Source organism: Nesterenkonia salmonea (assembly GCF_005771525.1).
In the GTDB taxonomy this organism is placed as follows: domain Bacteria; phylum Actinomycetota; class Actinomycetes; order Actinomycetales; family Micrococcaceae; genus Nesterenkonia; species Nesterenkonia salmonea.
Genome location: NZ_VAVZ01000010.1, coordinates 66,504 through 84,734 on the forward strand (window position 1 = coordinate 66,504; position 18,231 = coordinate 84,734).

Sequence of the window (18,231 nt, forward strand, 5' to 3'; positions counted from 1 at the left end):
GATTTGTGACTGAGGAGAATGAAGCCTCGCCCGGGGAGACCAGTGGTGCCGAAGGCACCCAGCGCCGGGTATTGGTAGCCGAGGATGAGACGCTCATCCGCCTCGACATCGTCGAGATCCTGACCGGTGCCGGCTACCAGGTCGTCGGTGAGGCAGAAAACGGTGAGAAGGCCGTCGAGCTGGCCCGCCAGCACACCCCCGACCTTGTGGTCATGGACGTCAAGATGCCGGTCATGGATGGTATTACGGCCGCCAAGATCATCGCTGATGAGAAGATCGCCCCGGTAGTGATGCTGACGGCGTTCTCCCAGCGTGACCTGGTGGAGTCTGCCCGCGAGGCAGGGGCCATGGCCTATGTGGTGAAGCCCTTCGGAGAAAACGACCTCATACCAGCTATCGAAGTTGCTGCTGCTCGTTTCGACGAGCTTCGCGCCCTGGAGAGCGAGGTCTCGACGCTGGCAGAGAAGTTTGAGGCCCGCAAACTGGTGGACCGCGCGAAATCGCTGCTGATATCGAAGATGTCATTGAGCGAGTCTGAGGCTTTCCGTTGGATCCAAAAAACGTCGATGGACCGTCGTCTGACCATGCGAGAGGTTGCTGAAACAGTCGTCGATCAGATGGGGTGAGTCTCCTCACTCAGGCTGATCGACGGGAACAACGAGTTCCGCTGTCACCTCAGTCAACAGCTCCAGGACCGTCCGGACCACCAGACGTGCTCTCCGGTCAGGTCTGCTGAGGGCGAGTATGCGTCTGCTTGAGCGGACTCCCGTCAAGGGGCGGAGTACCATGCCTTCGCGGTGTCGGGTGGTGAATCCCGGAAGGAGCGCTGGTCCCACTCCCGCCACGACTAGGGCCTCCACCAGACGATTGTCCCGCAGGCGCAGCCGGCGCTGCACAGGCTGACCGGTGCGCGCCTCACACGCATGAAGGACTGTGTCGAAGGGATACCCCTCAGGGACTCCGATCCAGTCCATCATGACCGCCTCCTGCGGGCCGATCGCCTCCACCGAGGCCATCGGATGCTCTGCTGGAAGGGCAACAACCAGCGGCTCTTCACCAATCACGGTGGATTCCAGCTGTTCCGTCCCGGCTGGAGCGGAGCCACTGACACTGTGAGCAATGACGATATCGGCATCATGGGCTCGGGCCCCGAAATCCGCCTCAGCTAAGTCGAAGTCATCAAGTTCCAGTCGGATCTGTGTGCCTCTGAGCCGGTCGATGAGGCCAGGAAGAAGAGCCTCTCCAGCACTCGGAAGCGTTCCTATGACCACCGTGCCTGCTGGTGCCCCTCGCCGAGCATCTAGCCGCGCTGTGAGGGCAGCCATATGCTCACTGATGACCTCCGCCCCCGAGGCCAGTAGCTCTCCTTCAGGGGTGAGCCGCACACTCCGTGAAAACCGTTCGACCAGCCGAACACCCCACTCTTTCTCAGCCGCGCGCAGTTGCTGGGACACCGCCGAGGGCGAACGGTGGGTTGCCTCCGCCACGGCTGCCAACGTCCCACGAGCGGAGATTTCACGCAGCAGCTCAAGATGCCGATAGTCCACAGGCAGTCCTCCAAAACAGTTAAGTAACGCTTCACTAATTATGCATAAGTATTCACTGGTGCTAAAGGCTCGATGCGCTCAGACTGTTCCCTATGCCCATTCGCCATGTTCTCCTGGCACTTATCGTCATCGTGCTCTGGGGCGCGAACTTCATCGCAATCCACTTTTCGCTTGAGCAGTTTCCGCCGCTGTTTCTGGTGGCACTACGTTTTCTCATCATGGCGGTACCGGTTCTGTTGTTCGTTCCTCGGCCGCAGGTGAAGTGGCGGTGGCTACTCGGCTACGGACTTGGGTTCGGAACACTGCAGTTCTTTGGTCTCTACTTGGGGATGGCCGCCGGGTTCCCGGCTGGGCTCGCCTCATTGGTCCTGCAGTCCTCCGCGCCCTTTACTGTGCTGCTGGGAGCACTCCTCCTAGGGGAAAGGCTCGGCAGACGGCGGGCCTCAGGTGTGGGACTGGCTGTCCTCGGACTGGCCGTAGTGGGTCTTACTCGAGGAGGTGCCGACGGCTGGATCCCGTTTCTCCTAGTGGTACTCGGCGGATTCGGATGGGCGCTGGGAAACCTCGCCTCCCGTCAGGCGCAGGCGGCTCAGCCGCTGCGTCTGGTGCTGTGGATGTCGGTCATTCCGCCGCTACCCATGCTCGCGCTGTCCCTCGCAGTAGAGGGCCCCGAAGCCATTGCGGAGGCTGTGAGCACATCTTTGACGCCCACTGCCGCCCCGGCCTGGTGGGGTCTGGCCTTCACTATCGTCGGTGGCACGATCATCGGCTCGGGAATTTGGGTTTGGCTGATGGGTCGGCATCCAGCGGGAACTGTGGCACCCTTCTCCATGCTGGTCCCCGTGGTCGGCATTGCGCTGGCGTGGATCGTGCTGGGCCAGACTCCGGCAGTTGGTGAGATTCTCGGCGGGGTGCTGGTGCTCGCGGGGGTTCTCTGGGCCAACGGCCGGCCCTTGCGGCTGCCACCTCCTCGCTAGCCAGGGAACACTGCGCAGCTGCGCCACAAAGGCAGCCACCCGGGCGTTCGGTTCCCACGTTGTGAGACGCGATGGGTGAGCTATGAGTCATCTGAAACCACGGCGTAATATGACACACATGTCCGCACCCACTGAGCGCACCACCGCTGAAGACGCCGTTGCCGTCCCTCCCACGCCCGTTACCGGCCCATCCAGCCCGGAGAAGCCCCGGTCCTGGCAAGTCACCGACGGCTATACCCGCGCACCAGCGCGCGGAATGCTGCGCGCGGTGGGCATGGGCGACGAGGATTTCGCCAAGGCTCAGATCGGTATTGCCAGTTCCTGGAATGAGATCACCCCCTGCAACCTCTCCTTGGATCGCTTGGCAAAAGCATCCAAGGAAGGCGTTCACGCTGGGGGCGGTTACCCCATGGAGTTCGGCACCATCAGCGTCTCAGACGGCATTTCCATGGGCCATGAGGGGATGCACTATTCACTCGTCTCTCGCGAGGTCATCGCTGACTCAGTCGAGACCGTCATGCAGGCAGAGCGTCTCGATGGGTCTGTCCTGCTCGCCGGGTGTGACAAATCCCTCCCAGGGATGTTGATGGCTGCGGCCCGACTGGACCTCGCCAGCGTCTTCCTCTACGCCGGCTCAATCATGCCCGGTGTGGCGCGCTTCAAAGACGGCACAGAGCGGGAAGTGACGTTGATCGACGCCTTCGAAGGCGTCGGCGCCTGCGCACGCGGCACCATCACCGAAGACGACCTCGACGTCATCGAACGTGCCATCTGCCCAGGTGAAGGAGCCTGCGGTGGCATGTACACCGCCAACACCATGGCCTGCATCGGTGAGGCTCTGGGCCTCTCGCTGCCAGGATCAGCAGCTCCGCCGAGTGCAGACCGCCGCCGCGACTACTACGCTCACAAATCCGGCGAGGCAGTCGTGGAGCTGCTTCGAAAGGGCATCACCACCCGAGACATCCTCACCCGCGAAGCCTTTGAAAACGCCATCGCCGTCACTATGGCCTTCGGTGGATCCACCAATGCTGTGCTTCACCTGCTCGCAATTGCGCGCGAAGCTGAGGTGGACCTGAAGTTGGAGGACTTCAACCGCATCGGAGACAAAGTCCCACACCTGGGCGACCTCAAGCCTTTCGGCCAACACGTCATGGTCGATGTCGACCGTGTCGGTGGTGTGCCTGTGGTCATGCGGGCCCTGCTTGACGCCGGGCTTCTGCACGGCGACTGCCTCACCGTGACTGGCAAGACGGTCGCTGAGAACCTCGCTGAGATCAACCCACCGGACATCGACGGAAAGATCATCCGGACACTGGACAACCCGATCCACCACAATGGCGGCATCGCGGTTCTGCGGGGCAGTCTGGCACCAGAGGGTGCGGTGGTGAAATCTGCCGGCTTCGATGCGGAAATCTTCGAAGGCCGAGCGCGCGTCTTCGAACGTGAACAGCAGGCGCTCAAAGCGCTCGAAGAGGGCAAAATCCAATCCGGCGACGTCGTCGTCATCCGCTATGAGGGGCCCAAGGGTGGCCCTGGTATGCGGGAGATGCTTGCGATCACAGGCGCTATCAAAGGCGCAGGCCTGGGCAAAGACGTGCTGCTGATCACCGATGGACGCTTCTCCGGAGGAACCACCGGGCTGTGTATCGGCCACATTGCACCAGAGGCGGTAGACGGTGGCCCCATTGCTTTCATTGCCGATGGAGACACGATCCGGGTTGACATCGCCGGGCGAACCATTGACCTGCAGGTTGATGAGGCGGAACTCGAAACTCGCCGAGCGAGCCCAGACTGGCAGCCCCTCGCTCCCTACGTGACCACCGGAGTGCTAGGCAAGTACGCCAAACTGGTGCGCTCAGCCGCTGAGGGCGCCTACTGCGGCTGAGACGATGGGTCCGCCGGGCCCCATCGGACTGAGTCCGCATACTGAGACGCGTATGTCAGGTATTGACGCAGCCGACTCAGGGCGAAAAGATAGGACTATGCGCCAGATGCTAGTACTAGTAGTAGTACCCGTCATTGCCCCCGCCGGGGCATGAACGGTCTGCTGATCTAGCACTGACGCGAACCGATCGATCACCCCGGCACGAGGGCCCCGCACAGGGACTCCGGATGGCCGGGGTTTCGTCTGTGTCGGGGCAGATAGGGATTGGACAGAGAATATGTTGACAACCACAACAGCCGACCACCGGCTCTACGGCCCCGGGGGCAGCGCTGCGCCTGAGACTGTCACCGGCAGCCAGGCCATCATCCGCAGCCTTGAAGAGCTCGGCGTGACCGACGTATTCGGCATCCCCGGCGGAGCCATCCTCCCGACCTATGACCCTCTCATGGACTCGGAGAAGCTCAATCACATCCTGGTGCGCCATGAACAGGGTGCCGGACACGCCGCCCAGGGCTACGCCATGGCCACAGGAGAGGTCGGGGTCTGCTTCGCCACCTCTGGCCCCGGCGCAACGAACCTGGTGACCCCGTTGGCTGACGCCCATATGGACTCCGTGCCTATGGTCGCCATTACGGGCCAGGTCAACGCCTCGGTAATCGGCACAGATGCGTTCCAGGAAGCGGATATCGTCGGAATCGCGACGCCCATCACCAAACACTCCTACCTGGTGACTGACCCAGACGAGATACCGCAGGTGATGGCCGAGGCCTTCCACATTGCCTCATCCGGGCGGCCCGGGCCTGTTCTCGTGGACATCACCAAGTCTGCGCAGGTGGCCCAGACGACCTTCGCATGGCCTCCCAAGATGGGGCTCACCGGGTACAAGCCAGTAACCCGCGGTCATGCCCGGCAGGTCCGCGAAGCCGCCAAACTCATCGCTGCAAGCCAGCGGCCTGTGTTCTACCTCGGCGGCGGCGTCATCAAGGCTGAGGCCTCCGCCGAATTCGCGGAACTGGCCGAGTCCGTCGGCGCCCCCGTGGTGACCACACTCATGGCACGCGGCGCGTTCCCGGACAGCCACCCGAACAACGTCGGTATGCCTGGTATGCACGGCACAGTCTCCGCGGTGGCGGCGCTGCAGCAGTCCGACCTGCTGATCACGCTGGGAGCGAGGTTCGACGACCGGGTCACCGGCCAGCTGGACTCCTTCGCTCCCGAAGCCAAGGTGATCCACGCTGATATCGACCCGGCTGAAATCTCCAAGAACCGGCACGCAGACGTGCCGATCGTGGGCTCGCTCAAAGAGATCATCCCCGAGCTGAAGAACGCCGTGGAGGAGATCTTCGCCAAGCACCAGCGGCCCGACCTAGGACCCTGGTGGCAACGACTGAGCCGACTCGTGGAGACCTACCCGCTGGGCTGGACCACACCGGAAGACGGAGCCATTGCTCCGCAGAAGGTCATCCAGAAGATCAGCCAGGCTTCGGGCCCCGAGGCCGTCTACGTGGCTGGGGTTGGTCAGCACCAGATGTGGGCTGCCCAGTTCGTCGAATACGAACGCCCACGCCAGTGGCTCAACTCCGGAGGGCTCGGCACAATGGGCTATTCCGTGCCCGCTGCTATGGGCGCCCAGGTCGGTAACCCGGACCGGACCGTCTGGGCGATCGACGGTGACGGTTGCTTCCAGATGACCAACCAAGAACTGGCCACCTGCGCCATCAACAACATCCCCATCAAGGTCGCCGTCATCAACAACTCCTCCCTGGGTATGGTGCGTCAGTGGCAGACCCTTTTCTACGAATCCCGCTACTCCAACACGGACCTCAACACCTCGCTGAACCCCTCGGGGGAAGAAGTTGTCAGGATTCCGGACTTCCTCAAACTGGCGGAGGCCTATGGTTGTGTCGGGCTTCGCTGTGAACGTGATGAGGACATCGACTCGGTGATTGCCCAGGCGCTGGAGATCAACGACCGCCCCGTGGTCATTGACTTCGTCGTCTCCCGAGATTCCATGGTCTGGCCCATGGTCCCAGCCGGAGTCTCCAACAGCGATATCCAAGTCGCCCGCAATATGACCCCCGAGTGGGACGAAGAGGAGTAAGCAATGGCACCCACCCCAGCAGGCGGCGTCGCCCGTCGAACTCTCTCTGTTCTCGTCGAAGACGTTCCCGGTGTCCTGGCGAAAGTTTCAGGACTCTTCGCCCGACGAGCCTTCAACATCCACTCTCTGGCCGTGGGCCCTTCCGAAATCGCGGGCCTGAGCCGGATCACCGTGGTGGTGGACGCTGATGCGAAACTCCTGGAGCAGATGACAAAGCAGCTGAACAAGCTGATCAACGTCATCAAGATCATCGAGCTTGAGCCGACCAACTCGGTTCAGCGCGAGCACCTGGTGATCAAGGTCAAAGCAGATGCCGCAGCACGTCTGCAGGTGACCCAGGCGGTAGAACTCTTCCGCGCGAAGATCGTGGATGTGTCCACAGACTCGCTCACGGTTGAGGCCACCGGTGCCGCCGATAAGCTCGACGCCCTACTGTCGGTGTTGGAGCCCTTCGGTGTCCGCGAAATTGTTCGCTCAGGATCGCTGGCGATCAGCCGCGGCTCCAAATCGATGACCGAGAAAATTCCATCCGAAAAACCCCTAAAGTAAAAAAGACTTCACCCAACAACTCGAGGAGAACACCTGTGACTGACCTCTACTACGACGACGACGCCGACCTGGGCCTACTCAGCGGTAAGACAGTAGCCATCATCGGCTACGGCTCTCAAGGCCACGCACACGCGCTCTCCCTGCGCGACTCCGGCGTGGACGTCGTCGTCGGTCTCAAAGAGGGCTCAACATCCCGAGCTAAGGCCGAAGAGCAGGGGCTGAAGGTTGCCACAGTGGCAGAGGCCGCACAGGCTGGCGATATTGTCATGATGCTGGTGCCCGACCAGTACCAGGCGGAGGTGTACACCGCTGAGATTGCTCCAAATCTGCAGCCTGGCAACGCGCTGTTCTTCTCCCACGGTTTCAACATCCGGTTCGGCTACATTAAGCCTCCTGCCGATGTCGATGTCGCAATGGTCGCTCCTAAGGGCCCAGGCCACGTGGTTCGCCGCGAGTACGAGGCAGGACGCGGCGTACCAGCCCTCATCGCCGTGGAGCAGAACCCCACCGGACACGCAAAAGATCTGGCTCTCGCCTACGCCAAAGGCATCGGCGGAGCCCGGGCAGGCGTCATCGAGACCACTTTTACCGAGGAAACCGAGACTGACCTCTTCGGCGAACAGGCCGTTCTCTGTGGAGGCGCATCCCAGCTGGTGCAGTACGGCTTCGAGGTTCTGACCGAGGCTGGCTACAAGCCGGAAATCGCCTACTTCGAAGTCCTCCACGAGCTGAAGCTCATCGTCGACCTGATGGTTGAAGGCGGACTGACCAAACAGCGCTGGTCCATCTCCGACACCGCGGAGTTCGGCGACTACGTCTCCGGCCCACGGGTGATCTCACCCGAGGTCAAGGAGAACATGAAGGCCGTGCTCAGCGACATCCAGTCCGGCGCATTCGCCGATCGGTTCATGAATGACCAGCGCACCGGCGCCAAGGAGTTCCAGGAGCTGCGGTCCAAGAACCAAAGCCACCCCATCGAGCCCACCGGACGCGAGTTGCGCAAACTGTTCTCTTGGATCCCCAACGACGACGACTACACCGAGGGCACTGCCGCTCGCTGAGCGCCGTCACAGTACTAGAGTGAGTGGGGGCCGGGTGGCGACACCGATGGCCCCCACTCGTCATTCATCAGTGATTTGAAGAAGAAGGAACCCGTGAGCACTCGCCCTGTCGTTGTCCTAGCTGAAGAACTTTCGCCAGCCACTGTCGAGGCCCTCGGCCCCGACTTCGAAATTCGTCAGTCTGACGGTACAGACAGGCCCCGCCTGTTCGCCGACATCGCTGCCGCCGACGCTCTCATGGTGCGTTCCGCCACCACAGTTGACGCCGAGCTGCTCAGCCACGCCAAACAGCTCAAAGTCGTCGCACGCGCCGGAGTCGGACTGGACAACGTAGACATCACCGCAGCCACCGCGGCGGGAGTGATGGTCGTCAATGCGCCGACTTCCAACATCATCTCTGCAGCGGAGCTCACCTGCGCCCATATCCTCGGTTTGGCGCGCAATATCTCGCCAGCTCACCAGGCACTCAAAGCCGGGGAATGGAAGCGCTCCAAATACACCGGCGTCGAGCTGTCGGAAAAGACGCTGGGGGTGATTGGTCTCGGCCGCATTGGTGGACTGGTCGCTGAGCGGATGGCCTCCTTCGGCATGGAGATCCTCGCGTATGACCCCTATGTCACCTCGGCACGGGCCCACCAGCTGGGGGCGAAGCTCGTCACACTCGACGAGCTCTATGCCAAAGCCGATGTGGTGACCATCCACATGCCCAAGACGCCAGAGACGGTCGGCATGCTCAACGCCGAAGCCTTCTCCAAGATGAAGGATTCGGTCTTCCTCATCAACGTCGCCCGCGGCGGACTCATCAACGAATCCGACTTGGAAGATGCTCTGGCCTCAGGATCTATCGGAGGCGCAGCCGTTGACGTGTTCGCCACCGAACCCTCCACAGACCTGCCCTTCTTCTCCCATGAGAGCGTGGTCGTCACCCCCCACCTGGGTGCGTCCACCCACGAGGCGCAGGAGAAGGCTGGAGTATCAGTAGCCCGCTCAGTGCGGCTCGCTCTCGACGGCGAACTTGTGCCCGATGCGGTCAACGTGGCCGGCGGAGCAATCGACGAACTGGTCCGTCCAGGCATTCCGCTGATGGAGAGGCTCGGTCGGGTACTCACCGCCCTGTCCAATGATGCGTTGACTGATATCGAGACCGAAGCGGCAGGCGAGATCGCCGAGCTCAACGTCTCAGCCCTGCAGTTGGCGGCGCTGAAGGGTGTATTCACTGACGTTGTCAATGACCCGGTGAGTTACGTCAACGCACCTGTGCTGGCTGAGCAGAGGGGCATCTCCACCCGTCTGACGACTACTACCGAGGTCGAGGACTACCGCAACGCACTGACCATCCGCGCCGCCACATCCTCGGGTCAGAACCTCTCAGTGCGCGGAACCCTCACCGGACCCAAACAGATCCAGAAGATCGTGGGCATCAACGGATACGACTTGGAGATCACCCTGACGGACCACTTGGTGGTCTTCGAATACGGAGACCGGCCCGGTGTGGTCGGCGCCCTGGGCCGCATCCTGGGTGAACACGAGGTGAACATCGCTGGTATGCAAGTCAGCCAGAATATGAAGGAAGGCCGGGCATTGGCCGTGCTTGCGGTAGATTCAGTGCTGCCTGCGGGAGTTCTGGACACGATTGCCGCCGAAGTCGACGCCTCCCTGGCCGCCGAAGTCGACCTGGAAGAGAGCTAGGAAGCCCTAATGGCGTCTCGCCCCTCGTATTACTTGACCACAGCTATCACCTACCCCAACGGTGAACCGCACATCGGGCATGCCTATGAGTACATCTCTGCAGACGTAATGGCCCGGTTCAAGAGACTCGACGGCTTCGATGTGCGGTTCCTCACCGGCACCGATGAACATGGACAGAAGGTCCAGCAGACTGCTGAGCGTGAAGGGCTGACACCCTACGAACTAGCCACCCGGAATGCGCAGGCGATTAAACGAGTAGATGATGAAGTCCTCGGCATCTCCTACGACCGGTTCATCCGAACCACGGATAAGGACCATTATCGGGCCTCACAATCGATCTGGCAGAGAATGCTGGATGCCGGAGACATTTACCTGGACAAATACTCCGGGTGGTACTCCGTGCGCGACGAGCGCTTCTTCGCCGATGACGAGACCGAGGTCCGCGAGGACGGTGCACGGTACGCTGTCGAAACCGGGACACCAGTGACCTGGACCGAGGAGGAAAGCTATTTCTTCCGGCTCTCCGCCTACCAGGAGAAATTGTTGGAGCTCTACCGGACCCAGCCTGAGTTCGCTGCTCCTGCTAGCCGCTTCAATGAGGTCATCCGCTTCGTTGAAGGCGGGCTGGAGGACCTGTCGATCTCCCGAACGACCTTTGACTGGGGCGTCCCCGTGCCCAAGGAACTCACCGCCGGCGATACGGACCTCAACCATGTCATGTACGTATGGGTCGACGCGCTGACCAATTACCTCACAGGCGCCGGTTTCCCCGAGACAGACTCCGAAGAGTTCACCAAGCGCTGGCCTGCAGATCTGCACATCATCGGCAAAGACATCTCCCGTTTCCACTGCATTTTCTGGCCGGCATTCCTCATGAGTGCCGGACTCGAGTTGCCCAAGCGAGTGATGATCCACGGATTCCTTCACAATGCTGGCGAGAAGATGTCCAAGTCAGTCGGCAATGTGGTGGCACCAGCCGCTTGGACCGAGACCTATGGGCTGGACACAGTGCGGTTCTTCCTGCTGCGCGAATTTCCCTACGGACAGGACGGTTCGTACACCCATGAGGCCGTCGTCGGGAGAAAGAACTCAGACCTGGCCAACAACCTGGGTAACCTTGCTCAGCGTTCACTGAGCATGATTGTCAAGAACTGTGAGGGTGCGATTCCCGAACCCGGCGAACTTCACCCTGAGGACAACAAGATTCTTGAGCAGGCCGAGTCCCTGCTGAGTATTTCCCGTGACGCCTACCAGGGGCAACAGTTCCACCGGGCACTGGAGCGCACCTGGTACGTCCTCGGAGAAGCCAATGCCTACTTCGCCGACCAGGCCCCCTGGAAGCTGAAGAAGACCGATGAAACCCGAATGCGCACCGTGCTCTATGTGACAGCCGAAGTGCTCCGGAAAGTTTCGCTGCTCATCCAGGCTGTGATGCCAACCTCCGCTACCAAACTGCTGGACGCTCTTGGAGTCGAGGCTGGCGGAGACGCCGGTGCCACCAACGCATCGAACACCGGCCCACGCTCATTGGCCGCCTTCGGTGATTCCCTGACCCCCGGTTCGCCCATCAGCAAACCAGAGCCCATTTTTCCCCGCCACGAGGAGCCTCAGGACGCGTCATGACAAGAACTTTCAGCATTGCCGTGATCGATGGCGACGGAATTGGGCCAGAAGTCACTGCAGAAGCCCGCAAAGTCCTCAACGCGGCGTTGGAGAACGACGACGCCACACTGCACTACACCGAGTACTCACTGGGAACACGGCACTGGTTGGAGACGGGTGAGACCCTCCACGATGAGACTCTGGAAAAGTTGCGGTCACATGACGCCATTCTCTTCGGCGCAGTCGGCGCCGATCCGCAAGATCAGCGCATACCTTCCGGCGTGATAGAGCGGGACCTGCTGCTGAAGCTTCGTTTTGAGCTGGACCATTACATCAACCTGCGTCCCACCCGCACATACCCAGGAGTATCTACCCCTCTGGCCTCAACGGAAGACTTCGACTTTGTCGTGGTGCGCGAAGGTACGGAGGGCCCATATGTGGGCAATGGCGGCAGCCTTCGTCGGGGGACCACCCAGGAGATCGCCACTGAAGTCTCCGTCAACACCGCCCACGGCGTGCGGCGTGTGGTGGCCGATGCCTTCGCGCGAGCAGTATCCCGCCGTGGCCACCTGACTCTGGTGCATAAGCACAATGTGCTCACCCACTCTGGGAGCCTTTGGCGCCGCACTGTGGAGGAACAGGCCGCTCTCAACCCGCAGGTTAGCTGGGACTACATGCATGTGGATGCCGCGACCATCCACATGGTGACCAATCCTCAGCGGTTCGATGTGATCGTGACTGATAATCTCTTCGGCGACATCCTGACCGACCTGGCTGGCGCTGTTTCCGGTGGTATTGGCTTGGCACCCTCAGCTTCCATCAACGGTGCTGGCACCACACCCTCAATGTTTGAGCCCGTCCACGGCTCAGCGCCGGATATCGCCGGTCGAGGGATCGCGGACCCTACCGCAGCAATCCTCTCAGCAGGACTGATGCTCGATCATCTGGGTGTGAAGGACGCCGCAGGGCGCATTGAGCAGGCTGTGAATGCGCAGATGGCTGAATGGGCAGAGCGAAACACAGGTGGGGGTCTCGGCAGCGCGGAGCGCGGAGACGCCTACGTCAGTAGAATCAAGGCACTGACGGACTAGAAAGGGCTACCCACATGCAGTTCGAGATCGTCGACCATCCCCGTCCCCGCTCGGCAGAAGAGATTCAAAATATTCTGGCTGATCCTGGGTTCGGCACCAACTTCACGGACCACACTGCTGTCGTCGACTGGACTGAACAGGATGGCTGGCACAACGCCCGGGTGGAGCCCTATGGGCCTATCGCCTTGGACCCTGCAGCGTCGGTGTTGCACTACGCCCAAGAAGTCTTCGAAGGCATGAAAGCCTATCTCCACAACGATGGAAGCATCTACACCTTCAGGCCAGAAGCCAACGCCGCCCGAATGAACAAGTCTGCCCGTCGGATGGCACTACCAGAGCTGGATGAACAGGTCTTTATCGAGTCCCTGGAAAAGCTTGTCACCGCAGACAAGGCATGGGTACCCGGCGGTGAAGGAGAGGCGCTCTACCTTCGTCCGTTCATGTTTGCCACAGAGGCTTTTCTCGGTGTGCGCTCAGCCAAAGAAGTCAGCTACCGTGTGATCGCATCTCCGGCTGGCAATTACTTCGGCGGAGAGCTCAAACCAGTGCGCATTTGGGTCTCCCGTGACTATGTTCGGGCAGCTCCGGGCGGGACTGGTGTTGCTAAAACCGGAGGTAACTACGCCGGCTCACTGGTAGCTCAGCAACAGGCAGTGGACAAAGGCTGCCAGCAAGTCCTGTTCCTGGACCCTCTCCATGAGAACGCCATCGAAGAGCTCGGCGGAATGAACGTTTTCCTGGTCACCAATGATGGCCGGCTGCTGACTCCAGAGCTGACCGGAACGATTCTTGAAGGAATTACCCGATCCTCGGTCATCCAACTGGCCAAGGACCGCGGTCTGGTCGTTGAAGAGCGGCGCATCACCCTTGATGAATGGGACACAGGTGTTCGCAGCGGCGAGATCACCGAAGCATTTGCCTGCGGCACCGCAGCGGTCATCACTCCCATCGGTGAACTCGTCGATGGCGAGCACATCATTGCCTCGACCGGAACGGGAGAAGTGACTCAGGCTATTCGTGAGGAACTCCTTGGGATCCAGACCGGCACGGTCGAAGACCGCCACGGCTGGTTGCATCGCCTGACCTAAAGCTCCGCCAGGACTTGCTGAAGGTCATCCAAGCCAAGTGCTCCGAGACTGAGAGCCTGCATATGCCAGGCTTTCACGTCGAATGACTCACCGCGCTCGGTATGGGCTTTTCTCGCTTCTTCGCGTCCGGCTAGCCACACGCGTTCGCCGAGCTTGTAACTGATGGCCTGCCCTGGCCATCCCAAATATCGGGTGATCTCGGAGGCGATGAATTCTGGTGAGCTGCCTGAATGGGCATTGAGGAACTGCTCAGCGAGAGCCGGGGTCCAGGTCTGGCCTGGGGCGATCGGTGAGTCCGCCGGGATCTTCAGTTCAAGATGCATTCCAAGGTCGATCACGACCCGGATCGCTCGGAGCATTTGGGCATCCAGATAGCCCATCCGCTCCTCAGGATCCAGATACCCCAGCTCGTCCATCAACCGTTCCGAGTACAACGCCCAGCCTTCGGTCATCCCGGAGGAGGAGCCAAGGGTCGTCTGATAGATCGACAGCTCCGAGGACATATGCGCCCACTGCGCAAACTGCAGGTGGTGCCCGGGGACGCCCTCGTGATACCAGGTAGAGACCAAGTCGTACACCGGAAAGACAGTCCGACCCAGCGTTGGCAGCCAGGTCCGGCCCGGTCGCGAAAAATCCACAGTGGGCCGAGTGTAATACGGAGCTGCGGCAGACCCCGACGGCGCTATTTTTGCCTCAACCGTCCTAATGGGTTCAGCGATGTCGAAGTGCCTGCCGTGAAGCTCCCCGATCGCTGTGTCCATCATTGACTGCAGCCATTGCCGAACTTGCTCTACCCCCTCCACTCGCCGCCCGTGAACATCCAGCCACGCCATAGCCTCCAATGGCGAGGAGCCCGGCTTGATCTGTTCCGCCAGATCGCGCATGTCCGCATCGATCCGCTGATATTCCTTCCACCCCCAGGCGTAGACCTCCTCGGGGTCAATACTGGCTCCCATGAACCGTCGGGTACTCAGCAGATAACGTTCACGGCCCACCGCATCAGGAGTTCCCTGCGCAACTGGCAAATACTCGTCCCTCAGGTAGGTGCGCATCCTGGCCACTGCAGTGGCTGCGGCGTCGGCCGATTCTTTCAGGTCGTGCCGCAAAGCGTCAGGACCATCACGAACGAACTCATGGAACCAGCTCTCACCGCCTCCCAACCACTGCTCCAGTTGGCCGATGACGGTCTCCACCTGCCGAGGGGCCGAGGTGAGGCCGCGGCGTCGTCCCTCATCCAGGGTTTTCTGAAGGGAAGAGTAACTGGCGGGGAACTTGGCCATCCGGCGGGCAATCACTGTCCAGTCCGCCGGCGTGGACTGCGGCATCAACAGGAACAGGGACCGCGCGCTGTGAATAGGAGAAGCAATATTGCGCAGTACCCGGAGATCTTCGCCGGCCTCGTGCGCCTCAAGTTCCACGCCGATACGGTCGCGCAATAGCGCAGCGCATCTCTGATCCGCTGGCGCGGCGCCTACTGGTCCGGCCGCCTCCTGCAGAGAATCCAGCCGCTTCAGCACCTCGCGCCCCAACTGTGCCCGCGCTGCTCGAGTTTCGGGTGAGAAGTCCGGCATCCGGTCATCATGCGGCCTCAGCCCAAGCATCGTTGCTACCGCCGGCTCCAACTCAACAAGTTGGTCGACGTACCAGTCGGCCAGTTCGCGAGGAGTACTGCTGTCATGATGGTTGCTCATGACAACTATCCTGCCAGAGGAATCGTCCGGCGCAACCGGAACGATAGAGTGTCATCATGCGTATTGCACGATTTGTGACTGATTCTGATCCGGCCTATGGAGTTGTGACCGGTGAACCGGGTGAGCAGACCATCATCCAGCTCGCGGGCGATCCGTTCTACCAGGGGATTCAGGAGACCGGCCAGACCTACAAACTTGAGGATGTGCGGCTCGTTGCCCCGATCATTCCCCGGTCCAAACTGATCGGTGTCGGCAAGAACTACGCTGATCACGCCAAAGAGATGGGCGGTGAGCTGCCGGCAAGCCCGCTTCTGTTCCTGATGCCCAACACGGCGGTCGTCGGCCCGGACGAACCGGTCAAACTCCCCAGCTTCTCCGATGAGATCAGCTATGAGGCTGAACTTGCTGTGGTGATCGGCCGGATCTGCAAGGACGTCCCACTGGACCGTGTCCCTGAGGTGATTTTCGGCTATACCGTCGCCAACGACCTCACAGCACGCGATGCGCAGCGTTCAGACAACCAGTGGGCCCGAGCCAAAGGCTTCGACGGCTCCGCGCCCCTGGGGCCGTGGATCGAGACTGAGCTTGAACCAGAAGGCCTGCGCATCACGGGAACGCACAATGGAAACAAGGTCCAGGACGGAAACACCGCCCAGATGATCTTCGGGGTCCCTGAACTGGTGTCCTACATCTCAGAAGCAATGACTCTCCTGCCCGGTGACGTCATCCTTACCGGCACCCCAGCTGGTGTGGGGCTACTGTCTGATGGCGACACATTTGAAGCTGACATCGAAGGTATCGGCGTGCTCCGGAACACGTTCCGGAGCTAACCCAAGCGACGACCCTCTGCACTACCCGGCGCGAGGCCGGACACGACTTTTCAAGGAGACCAACGCCCTGCCATGAGCACCCCCACCGCTGCTCCCTCAGCCATTCCCACCGTTGACGCTGACACCCCCGTTCGGGTGAGATTCTGCCCGTCGCCGACCGGCACCCCACATGTGGGGCTGATTCGCACGGCGCTGTTCAACTGGGCATACGCCCGGCATACAGGAGGGAAGCTCGTTTTCCGTATCGAGGACACCGACGCCAAGCGCGATTCGGAGGAGTCGTACCTTCAGCTGCTGGAGGCGCTGCGCTGGTTGGGCATCGACTGGGATGAAGGCGTTGAGACCGGCGGTCCGCACGAGCCGTATCGCCAATCCCAGCGTATGGACATCTACGCTGACGTGCTCGCAAAGCTCACAGCAGGTGGCTACGTCTACGAATCTTTCTCCACCCCAGAAGAGGTGGAGGAGCGGCACCGCGCCGCTGGACGCGACCCCAAATTGGGGTATGACAACTACGACCGTGCACTGACCCCAGAGCAGATCAGCGCCTTCCGAGAAGAAGGCCGTGAGCCTGTGTTGCGGCTGCGGATGCCAGATGAAGACATCACCTTCACCGACTTGGTTCGTGGGGAGATCACGTTTAAGGCCGGTACCGCTCCGGACTTTGTGGTGGCCAGGGCCAACGGACAGCCGCTGTACACGCTCGTGAACCCGGTGGATGACGCGCTGATGGAGGTGACGCACGTTCTGCGCGGTGAAGACCTGCTCTCGTCCACACCTCGACAGATTGCCCTGTACCGGGCGCTCTACGCGGTAGGCGTCGCTCAGCGCATGCCAGCCTTCGGGCACCTTCCGTATGTGATGGGGGAGGGGAACAAGAAGCTCTCCAAACGGGACCCCGAATCCAATCTCTTCCATCACCGGGACCGGGGCTTCGTCCGTGAAGGCCTGCTGAACTACCTGGCTCTGCTGGGTTGGTCACTCTCTGCCGATGAAGACATCTTCACAGTGGAGGAGCTCGTGGAGAACTTTGATATCGCCGACGTCCTCGGGAACCCGGCACGGTTCGATGTCAAAAAGGCAGAAGCCATCAACGGCAACCACATCCGCAGGCTGCAGGCCGGCGACTTCCGGGAGCGCCTGGTGCCATACCTGCGTGCGCTGGACTTGGTGGGTGAGGAGCTTTCGGAGAGGGAGGCCTGGTTGCTTGATGGGGCGGCGCCTCTTGTTCAAGAACGTATCGCCCTCCTGCGCGAGGGTGCTGACATGATGGGCTTCTTGTTCGTCGATGATGATGCCCTTGAGATTGAGGACAAAGCTTTCAGCGGGCTGGGTGATCAGGTCCTGGAAACTCTCGACGCCGCCGCAGCAGCTTTGGAAGCCGTTGAGGAGTCTTCATGGAGCACCGAGAGTGTTGAAGCAGCTTTGCGAGAAGCGCTGATCGATGGACTTGGGTTGAAGCCGCGCAAGGCTTTCGGCGCTGTGCGCTCTGCAATGTCCGGGCGCAAGATCTCACCTCCGCTATTCGAATCCATGGAACTGCTGGGGAAAGAATCGTCGCTGAAGCGGATTGCGCGGTTCCACCAGTTGGTGGCGGCACAAGGCTGAGTTGTGACTGGCGCCTGCAGTGCTGTAATATTGAGTGCTGTTGCTCCGGCTCGTCCGGTAAGCATTGGGCTATGGTGTAATTGGCAACACGTCGGTTTCTGGTACCGTTGTTCTAGGTTCGAGTCCTAGTAGCCCAGCGCTCTGATTGGAAAATCAGACAGTCGTCCTGCTAGGATGAACTGGCCCTCGGCGACGGGGGTATTGTTGTGAGAAGACCCTTTTCATGACCAAAAATTGCAATTCACAACTGCATAAGGCCCCATCGTATAGCGGCCTAGTACGCCGCCCTCTCACGGCGGTAACGCGGGTTCGAATCCCGCTGGGGTCACTTTTAGAGTGAATATAGGTAAAGCCCTTTGGCAGATAATATCTGACAAAGGGCTTTGTCGTTTTCGAGAGTTCTCAGTTCGCATACGGGTTATAGGTCAAAAACGTGTTGCTGGCTCGGGCGTGTTGGCCCTTTTCTAGTGGGTTCTGCCGGCCCATCCTGATCGGTTCCAGAGTCCTTCTTC

At 60.8% G+C, this 18,231-nt stretch carries 14 protein-coding genes and 2 tRNA genes; 14 read left to right on the forward strand and 2 right to left on the reverse strand.

Annotated features, from left to right (window positions below):
• Positions 1-5 precede the first annotated feature (5 nt).
• Positions 6-626, forward strand: a complete 621-nt coding sequence (locus FEF26_RS05305; RefSeq protein WP_138252498.1) for an ANTAR domain-containing response regulator — start codon at positions 6-8, stop codon at positions 624-626.
• Between the two features lie 6 nt (positions 627-632).
• Here the strand turns inward: FEF26_RS05305 and FEF26_RS05310 are convergent, their stop codons facing one another.
• A complete protein-coding gene (locus tag FEF26_RS05310) occupies positions 633-1,547 on the reverse strand; it encodes a LysR family transcriptional regulator (RefSeq protein ID WP_138252499.1) in 915 nt (304 codons plus the stop codon).
• Positions 1,548-1,639: 92 nt separating this feature from the next.
• Between FEF26_RS05310 and FEF26_RS05315 the strand changes: the two genes are divergently transcribed.
• From FEF26_RS05315 to FEF26_RS05355, 9 genes are all read left to right on the forward strand, one after another.
• The gene (locus FEF26_RS05315; protein WP_138252500.1) at positions 1,640-2,524 is read left to right on the forward strand and encodes an EamA family transporter; all 885 of its coding nucleotides are present in this window, start codon (positions 1,640-1,642) and stop codon (positions 2,522-2,524) included.
• A gap of 118 nt (positions 2,525-2,642) precedes the next feature.
• Complete coding sequence (ilvD, locus tag FEF26_RS05320) at positions 2,643-4,409, forward strand: dihydroxy-acid dehydratase (protein ID WP_138252501.1); 1,767 nt, start codon at positions 2,643-2,645, stop codon at positions 4,407-4,409.
• 277 nt (positions 4,410-4,686) lie between these two features.
• Positions 4,687-6,510 (forward strand): acetolactate synthase large subunit, encoded by a 1,824-nt coding sequence (locus FEF26_RS05325; protein ID WP_138252502.1) that lies wholly within the window; start codon positions 4,687-4,689, stop codon positions 6,508-6,510.
• Positions 6,511-6,513: 3 nt separating this feature from the next.
• Entirely contained in the window at positions 6,514-7,059 is a 546-nt protein-coding gene (gene ilvN / locus FEF26_RS05330; RefSeq protein ID WP_138252503.1) for an acetolactate synthase small subunit, read from the forward strand.
• A gap of 35 nt (positions 7,060-7,094) precedes the next feature.
• Positions 7,095-8,120: a ketol-acid reductoisomerase gene (gene ilvC / locus FEF26_RS05335; protein ID WP_138252504.1), complete on the forward strand. Its 1,026-nt coding sequence runs from the start codon at positions 7,095-7,097 to the stop codon at positions 8,118-8,120.
• 93 nt (positions 8,121-8,213) lie between these two features.
• Complete coding sequence (gene serA / locus FEF26_RS05340) at positions 8,214-9,809, forward strand: phosphoglycerate dehydrogenase (protein ID WP_138252505.1); 1,596 nt, start codon at positions 8,214-8,216, stop codon at positions 9,807-9,809.
• 9 nt (positions 9,810-9,818) lie between these two features.
• Positions 9,819-11,432 carry a methionine--tRNA ligase gene (metG, locus tag FEF26_RS05345; RefSeq protein WP_138252506.1) on the forward strand — a complete coding sequence of 538 codons (1,614 nt, stop codon included), beginning with the start codon at positions 9,819-9,821 and terminating at the stop codon, positions 11,430-11,432.
• Positions 11,429-12,502, forward strand: coding sequence for a 3-isopropylmalate dehydrogenase (locus tag FEF26_RS05350; RefSeq protein WP_138252507.1), 1,074 nt, complete (start codon positions 11,429-11,431; stop codon positions 12,500-12,502). The genes metG and FEF26_RS05350 overlap by 4 nt, the downstream gene beginning before the upstream one ends.
• A gap of 14 nt (positions 12,503-12,516) precedes the next feature.
• A complete protein-coding gene (locus FEF26_RS05355) occupies positions 12,517-13,590 on the forward strand; it encodes a branched-chain amino acid aminotransferase (protein ID WP_138252508.1) in 1,074 nt (357 codons plus the stop codon).
• Here the strand turns inward: FEF26_RS05355 and FEF26_RS05360 are convergent.
• Complete coding sequence (locus FEF26_RS05360) at positions 13,587-15,281, reverse strand: DUF885 domain-containing protein (RefSeq protein ID WP_138252509.1); 1,695 nt, start codon at positions 15,279-15,281, stop codon at positions 13,587-13,589. The genes FEF26_RS05355 and FEF26_RS05360 overlap by 4 nt on opposite strands.
• 56 nt (positions 15,282-15,337) lie before the next feature.
• Between FEF26_RS05360 and FEF26_RS05365 the strand changes: the two genes are divergently transcribed.
• From FEF26_RS05365 to FEF26_RS05380, 4 genes are all read left to right on the forward strand, one after another.
• Complete coding sequence (locus FEF26_RS05365) at positions 15,338-16,111, forward strand: fumarylacetoacetate hydrolase family protein (RefSeq protein WP_138252510.1); 774 nt, start codon at positions 15,338-15,340, stop codon at positions 16,109-16,111.
• Positions 16,112-16,183: 72 nt separating this feature from the next.
• Positions 16,184-17,719 carry a glutamate--tRNA ligase gene (gltX, locus tag FEF26_RS05370; protein ID WP_138252511.1) on the forward strand — a complete coding sequence of 512 codons (1,536 nt, stop codon included), beginning with the start codon at positions 16,184-16,186 and terminating at the stop codon, positions 17,717-17,719.
• 65 nt (positions 17,720-17,784) lie between these two features.
• Positions 17,785-17,856, forward strand: a tRNA-Gln gene (locus tag FEF26_RS05375).
• Between the two features lie 118 nt (positions 17,857-17,974).
• Positions 17,975-18,047: transfer RNA gene (locus FEF26_RS05380), tRNA-Glu, on the forward strand.
• Positions 18,048-18,231: the final 184 nt, after the last annotated feature.

Coding starts and splice junctions, on each gene's coding strand:
- FEF26_RS05315 (WP_138252500.1), top strand. CDS start 1,640: ATGCCCATTCGCCATGTTCTCCTGGCACTTATCGTCATCGTGCTCTGG.
- FEF26_RS05360 (WP_138252509.1), bottom strand. CDS start 15,281: ATGAGCAACCATCATGACAGCAGTACTCCTCGCGAACTGGCCGACTGG.
- FEF26_RS05365 (WP_138252510.1), top strand. CDS start 15,338: ATGCGTATTGCACGATTTGTGACTGATTCTGATCCGGCCTATGGAGTT.
- metG (WP_138252506.1), top strand. CDS start 9,819: ATGGCGTCTCGCCCCTCGTATTACTTGACCACAGCTATCACCTACCCC.
- gltX (WP_138252511.1), top strand. CDS start 16,184: ATGAGCACCCCCACCGCTGCTCCCTCAGCCATTCCCACCGTTGACGCT.
- ilvD (WP_138252501.1), top strand. CDS start 2,643: ATGTCCGCACCCACTGAGCGCACCACCGCTGAAGACGCCGTTGCCGTC.
- FEF26_RS05355 (WP_138252508.1), top strand. CDS start 12,517: ATGCAGTTCGAGATCGTCGACCATCCCCGTCCCCGCTCGGCAGAAGAG.
- FEF26_RS05350 (WP_138252507.1), top strand. CDS start 11,429: ATGACAAGAACTTTCAGCATTGCCGTGATCGATGGCGACGGAATTGGG.
- ilvN (WP_138252503.1), top strand. CDS start 6,514: ATGGCACCCACCCCAGCAGGCGGCGTCGCCCGTCGAACTCTCTCTGTT.
- FEF26_RS05325 (WP_138252502.1), top strand. CDS start 4,687: ATGTTGACAACCACAACAGCCGACCACCGGCTCTACGGCCCCGGGGGC.